Raw genomic sequence first — 6,253 nt, 5'->3', positions numbered from 1 at the left:
CAAAAGTGACAAATGCCGACAACGCTTGCGCCGTCGGCGAATCGTGCGGAAAAAATACCGGGCCGATCACCAGTGCGGCGGCGGTGGCGTAGACATAGAAATCGTAGAACTCAATCGCAGTGCCGATGAAACTGGCAAAAATCACCCGTCTTGCGCTGTTCTGCAAGGGTATGGTGGCTGTGATTTGCGGCGACGCTGCACTCATCGTTTTTCCTTTGTTGTGATGTAATGGAAACGGATTATTGGTGCGCCGCCATGCGGGTCTCAGGCCGCACGGCAGCCATGCTGATGTGCAGCCTAACGCCGTTGCGGCGTCAGCACGGTGGGTAACGCCTTGGCCAGGGTCTCCGGGTAATCCTGGCTGTAGTGCAAGCCACGGCTTTCATGGCGTGACAGCGCACTTTCGACGATCAGCGACGCCACCTGGACCAGGTTGCGCAATTCCAGCAAATCGCGGCTGATGCGGAAGTGGGCGTAGTATTCGTCGATTTCTTCTTTAAGCAAACGGATCCGGTGCTGAGCGCGTTCCAGGCGTTTATTGGTGCGCACGATGCCGACGTAATTCCACATGAAGCGACGCAATTCATCCCAGTTGTGCGAGATCACGACTTCCTCGTCGGCGTCGATCACACGGCTTTCATCCCAGGCCGGCAGCGGAATGGCTTTCGGCTTGTCTTGCTGTGCGATGTATTTGGCGGTAGCGCGGCCGACCACCACGCATTCCAGCAGCGAATTGCTGGCCAGGCGGTTGGCGCCATGCAAGCCGGTATAGGCAGTTTCGCCGACCGCGTACAAACCGGGCAAGTCGGTGCGGCCGTTCAGATCGGTGACGATGCCGCCGCAGGTGAAGTGGACTGCAGGCACCACCGGGATCGCCTGCTTGGTGATGTCGATGCCGAGTTCCAGGCAGCGGGCGTAGATGGTCGGGAAATGCTCTTTCAGGAATTCCGGCGACTTGTGGGTGATATCCAGATCGACATGATCGAGGCCGCGTTTTTTCATTTCGAAGTCGATCGCCCGCGCCACCACGTCGCGCGGCGCCAGTTCGGCGCGCTCGTCATGCGCCGGCATGAAGCGCATGCCGGCGTCGGCGCCTTCGGTATCCGGCAATTTAAGCACGCCGCCTTCGCCGCGTATCGCTTCGGTGATCAGGAAGGACTTGGCGTAAGGGTGGTACAGGCAGGTCGGATGGAACTGGATGAATTCCATATTCGCGACCCGGCAACCGGCGCGCCAGGCCATGGCGATACCGTCGCCGGTGGCGCTGTCGGGATTGGTGGTGTACAGGTAGACCTTGCCGGCGCCGCCGGTTGCCAGCACCGTGTGATTGGCGGCCAGAGTCAGCACTTTTCCGGTCTTGACGTTCTTGGCGTACAGGCCGAGGCAGCGCGGTGCGGTTTCGCCGGTTTCGCCGGTCGCTACTTTTTTCGAGGTGATCAGGTCGATCGCATAATGATCTTCCAGCAGCGTGATGTTGGGGTGGGCGCGCACCTTTTGTTCCAGCGTGACTTGCACCGCATGGCCGGTGGCGTCGGCGGCGTGGATGATGCGGCGCTGGCTGTGGCCGCCTTCGCGGGTCAGATGAAAACCTAATTCGGCGTTGGCGTCGGGAGTGAAAGGCACGCCTTGTTCGATCAGCCATTCAATCGCGGCACGGCCGTTTTCAACGATGAAGCGGGTGGCGCTTTCATCGCATAAGCCGGCCCCTGCGACCAGCGTGTCATTGATATGCTGTTCGTGGCTGTCGCCGGAATCGAGCACCGCGGCGATGCCGCCCTGAGCCCAGTTGCTGGCGCCGTCGAGCAGCGCGCGTTTGGAGATGACTGCAACCTTGTTGGTCTCAGCCAGGTGCAGCGCGACCGACAGGCCGGCCAGTCCGCTACCGATAATGGCGACATCGAATTTCATGGTGAATGCTTGGTTATTGTTTTAATCCGGATCGCCCCGCACCGAGGTTTGCCGCAGCCTGTTTGGCGCGTATCCGTGCAGTCCCGACATCATCGGCAGTGGCCAGCGCCACTCCCATGCGACGGCGCTGGAACGATTCCGGTTTGCCGAACAGGCGGATATCCGCGCCTGGCACGCGCAATGCGTCCGCCACGCCTTCAAAGGCAATTCCCTTGGCATCGTGCTGGCCGTAGATGACGGCCGAAGCTGCCGGAGTGCGCAAGGCGACATTGACCGGCAGGCCGAGGATGGCCTTGGCGTGCAGCTCGAATTCGCTTTGCTGCTGGCTGGCCATGGTCACCATGCCGGTATCGTGCGGGCGCGGGCTGACTTCGGAGAACCAGACCATCTCGTTCTTGACGAACAGCTCGACCCCGAACAGGCCCAGGCCGCCCAGATTGTCGGTGACTTTCTTGGCGATATCGCGCGCCTTGAGCAGCGCTTCCGGGTGCATCGGATGCGGCTGCCAGGATTCGACGTAATCGCCTTGCACCTGGACGTGGCCGATCGGCTCGCAGAAATGGGTGGCGATGCTGCCGTCTGCTTGCAGCGCTCTGACCGTCAGCAGCGTAATTTCGTAATCGAAATCGATGAAACCTTCAACGATGACGCGCCCGGAATCGACCCGGCCGCCGGCAGCGGCGTAAGCCCAGGCCGCTTCTATTTCATCGGCGCTGTCGAGCTTGGACTGGCCTTTGCCGGAGGACGACATGACCGGCTTGATCACGCAAGGAAAGCCGATGGCCGAGCAAGCGGCTTTCAATTCTTCCAGGTTGTTGGCGAAGCGGTAGGGCGAGGTCGCCAGCGCCAGCGTTTCGCCGGCCAGGCGGCGGATGCCTTCGCGGTTCATGGTCAGCCAGGCGGCGCGCGCGGTGGGGATCACGGTGACCTTGCCGGCGGCCTCCAGCGCGACCAGCGTTTCGGTAGCGATCGCTTCGATTTCCGGCACTATCAGATCAGGTTTCTCTTGCGCAATCAGCGCTTCCAGCGCCGCGCCATCGGCCATGTTGATGACATGCGAACGGTGCGCGACCTGGTGGCCGGGGGCGTTCGGATAACGGTCGACGGCGATCACTTCGACGCCGAGCCGCTGCAGCGAGACGATGACTTCCTTGCCGAGTTCGCCGGAGCCCAGCAGCATGACTTTGGTGGCGGAGGGGGAAAGCGGGGTACCGAGTCTGATAGGTGTCTTCATATTGGAGAGGAGCTGCGACGCATGATGCGTCGTAATAGTCGTTGATGGGTGAGGTAAATGATGGCGGTGAAAGTACGTAATGGAGATATTTGTGATTTAACGCCGGCCAGCCGGCCATCTATAAGTGTGTGGCATAGGCTGTCAACGCCTGACAATAGCAAATATTACGGTTCATGGACAGTTGGCAAAACGAAAAAAGCCGCCAGAATCATCCGGCGGCTTGTTTTACGCTGCTCAGGCATAGCCGTAAGGATATGCCATATCTTTCATTAGCGCTCGGCCTGGTAAATATCGTAGTCCTTGGTTTCCTTGATAAACAACATGCCGATAACAAAGGTGGCGAGCGCGATAACGATCGGATACCACAGGCCATAGTAGATATCGCCCTTGAACGCCACCAGGGCAAAGGCGGTAGTCGGCAGCAAACCGCCGAACCAGCCGTTGCCGATATGGTAAGGCATGGACATCGAGGTATAGCGGATGCGGGTCGGGAACATTTCTACCAGCATCGCTGCAATCGGACCGTAAACCATGGTCACGTAGATGACCAGGATGAACAGCAGCAACAGCACCATCGGTTTATTCATCTGATCCGGATCGGCCTTGCTTGGATAACCTGCGCCCTTGATGTCGCTGGACAGTTCTGCCGAGAACGCCTTGTCCTTGGCGGCGGCGTCTTCTTTCGACAGGCCGTTGGCGTCATACGAAGTCAGGATTTTTTCGCCGATCTTGATGGTGGCGACCGACCCAGGAGCACCGGCGACATTCTCATAGTTCACCGAGGCGGCCGACAGCTTGGCTTTGGCGATATCGCAGGACGATGTGAATTTCTTGGTGCCGGTTGGGTTGAACTGGAACTGGCAGGTGGCTGGATCGGCAGTGACGATCACCGGGGCGCTCTTGAGTGCTGCTTCGAGTGCCGGATTGGCGTAGTGGGTCAGGCCGGAAAAGATCGGGAAGTAGGTCACCGCTGCAATCAGGCAGCCAGCCATGATGATCGGCTTGCGGCCGATTTTGTCGGACAGTGTGCCGAAGATCACAAAGAACGGCGTGCCCAGCAACAGGGACAGTGCAATCAGGATGTTGGCGGTGGACAAGTCCACTTTCAGCGACTGGGTCAGGAAGAACAGGGCATAGAACTGGCCTGTATACCAGACCACGGCTTGACCGGCGGTCAGGCCGATCAGCGCCAGGATCACCAGTTTCAGGTTTTTCCATTTGCCGAAAGCTTCCGTCAGCGGCGCTTTGGAGGTCTTGCCCTCCGCCTTCATTTTGGCAAAGGCGGGCGATTCATTCATCGACAAACGAATCCAGACCGAGACCGCCAGCAGGATCACCGAGACCAGGAAAGGAATGCGCCAGCCCCAGGATGAAAACGCTTCTTCGCCGACTGCGCTGCGCACGCCCAGGATCACCAGCAACGACAGGAACAGGCCCAGCGTTGCCGTGGTTTGAATCCACGAAGTGAACGCGCCGCGTTTGTCGTCAGGCGCATGTTCGGCGACATAAGTAGCCGCACCGCCGTACTCGCCGCCCAGTGCCAAGCCTTGCAGGATGCGCAGGCTGATCAGGATGATAGGAGCGGCAATCCCGATAGTTGCATAGTTCGGCAGAATGCCGACGATAAAGGTCGATGCCCCCATGATCATGATCGTCACCAGGAAGGTGAATTTACGGCCGATCATGTCGCCCAGGCGGCCAAACACCAGCGCGCCAAACGGCCGCACGATGAAACCCGCGGCAAACGCCAGCAATGCAAAAATGAAACCGGTATTGGGGTCGGTGCCGGAGAAGAACTGCTTGGCGATGATTGCCGCCAGCGAGCCGTACAGATAGAAGTCATACCATTCGAATACGGTGCCCAGGGATGACGCAAAAATAACTTTGCGCTCCTCCGGCGTGATGCCGCGTGAAGTCGGTGTAAGCCCGCCTGCGGCCGGTTGTAATGTCGCCATGCCTGTCTCCTTGATTATTCATATTTGGTGCAGCTAGTTTGGAGTGTGCAGCCGAAACCTTACGCGGGACTTGCTTGAAACTTACGAGGAACTTACATTGGAGACAGCCCGTCCTGGTAATTCAGTGTTGCTCAGGAAACTCGTAAAGTGACACGAAAGGTGAGTTTATTGCCAGAGAAGATGAGATTTTTGCCATGGTAGTTGAGATTGCTTACGGCCAATCCTTAAACAATCAGTAATTAGTGTGTCCCTTTGCTTGCGAAGTTGACCCGCTCTAATTGATCCAGTCTCCACTGTCTCGCGAAGGCAGCAACCCTGTCATACGACCCCTCAAATCCCAACGCACACAGATCAATGTGCATCTGTTTCAAAGTCCGTCGTTGTTTCCGAGATTTAGCTGCCTCCGTCTTTAACCAAGCTGACAGTTTGAGAGCGTATTTGTCCAGAACGCTGGCCGAAGCCCGGTCCGCATAGGAAGGTTCAATAGTTTCAGAGCGTAGATAGCGTCTGACTGTATTCCTGGAGATGCCTAATCGTCTGGCGATCTCTCTCAATGAGACCTGGTCACGTATGTGCCAGCGTCGAATAATGCTTAGTAGTGCCACGTCGATCACTCCAATCTCCTACTAAATGCTTAAGTAGGATTGTGTCTTAAACGTGGGTCAATTTTGGATGCAAATTTGGGGCTTAAGTGGGTCAGTTTTCGATGCAAATTAACAGTATCGGGCTTTCAGGTGCGACAGCGGGCGTTTCTACCTTGTTAGGATATGGCTCGGGTATGGCGGCCACGAAAGGACGACCGGAGAACTTTCCTGTAATTAGTAATATTGTAAACTCTACTATCCAAGAATTAAGCGGGGCGGGTATCCAAAAAACAGTTACATCTTCTGGATCGGAGAAGAAGTGAGACTTTACGATTTAATTTTAAGGCATTGGAAAGCTTTATTGCGAGATGCGTTGATATTCTTTCCGTGCATAACAATCGCTGTACTAATAGGAGTACAAATATCTCTTTTATTAGCCTATTGGTTCAACAGAATTCCATCTATTGAATGGATAGATATTCATATGCTTTTCAAAATGGTAAAAGTGATACCAATAGCTGTTTTTTTTATAATGTTGAATCGGGTATGGCTGTTGTACCAAATGGAGTTTG

The 6,253-nt window shown here is 56.4% G+C and carries 3 protein-coding genes and 2 pseudogenes; all 5 read right to left on the bottom strand.

The window, feature by feature from the left end; translation table 11 throughout:
* Nucleotides 1–205, bottom strand: a pseudogene (locus KHU33_RS24860) (MFS transporter); the annotation flags it as partial.
* 92 nt (nt 206–297) lie between these two features.
* Complete coding sequence (gene nadB, locus KHU33_RS24855; protein WP_211468027.1) at nt 298–1,908, bottom strand: L-aspartate oxidase; 1,611 nt, start codon at nt 1,906–1,908, stop codon at nt 298–300.
* 13 nt (nt 1,909–1,921) lie between these two features.
* Nucleotides 1,922–3,142, bottom strand: coding sequence for a formate-dependent phosphoribosylglycinamide formyltransferase (gene purT, locus KHU33_RS24850; RefSeq protein ID WP_211468025.1), 1,221 nt, complete (start codon nt 3,140–3,142; stop codon nt 1,922–1,924).
* Between the two features lie 269 nt (nt 3,143–3,411).
* On the bottom strand, nt 3,412–5,097 hold the full coding sequence (locus tag KHU33_RS24845) for an MFS transporter (protein WP_211468023.1): 1,686 nt from the start codon (nt 5,095–5,097) through the stop codon (nt 3,412–3,414).
* Between the two features lie 245 nt (nt 5,098–5,342).
* Nucleotides 5,343–5,711 (bottom strand): annotated as a pseudogene (locus KHU33_RS24840) (helix-turn-helix domain-containing protein); the annotation flags it as partial.
* Nucleotides 5,712–6,253 lie beyond the last annotated feature (542 nt).

The organism is Collimonas silvisoli, assembly GCF_018305005.1.
GTDB lineage: Bacteria > Pseudomonadota > Gammaproteobacteria > Burkholderiales > Burkholderiaceae_D > Collimonas > Collimonas silvisoli.
The sequence above is the reverse complement of the archived record's forward strand: the minus strand, read 5'-3'. Positions and strand labels throughout refer to the sequence as shown.

Excerpts from the sequence above, each read along its gene's own strand:
- nadB (WP_211468027.1), bottom strand. The coding sequence starts at position 1,908 with ATGAAATTCGATGTCGCCATTATCGGTAGCGGACTGGCCGGCCTGTCG.
- purT (WP_211468025.1), bottom strand. The coding sequence starts at position 3,142 with ATGAAGACACCTATCAGACTCGGTACCCCGCTTTCCCCCTCCGCCACC.
- KHU33_RS24845 (WP_211468023.1), bottom strand. The coding sequence starts at position 5,097 with ATGGCGACATTACAACCGGCCGCAGGCGGGCTTACACCGACTTCACGC.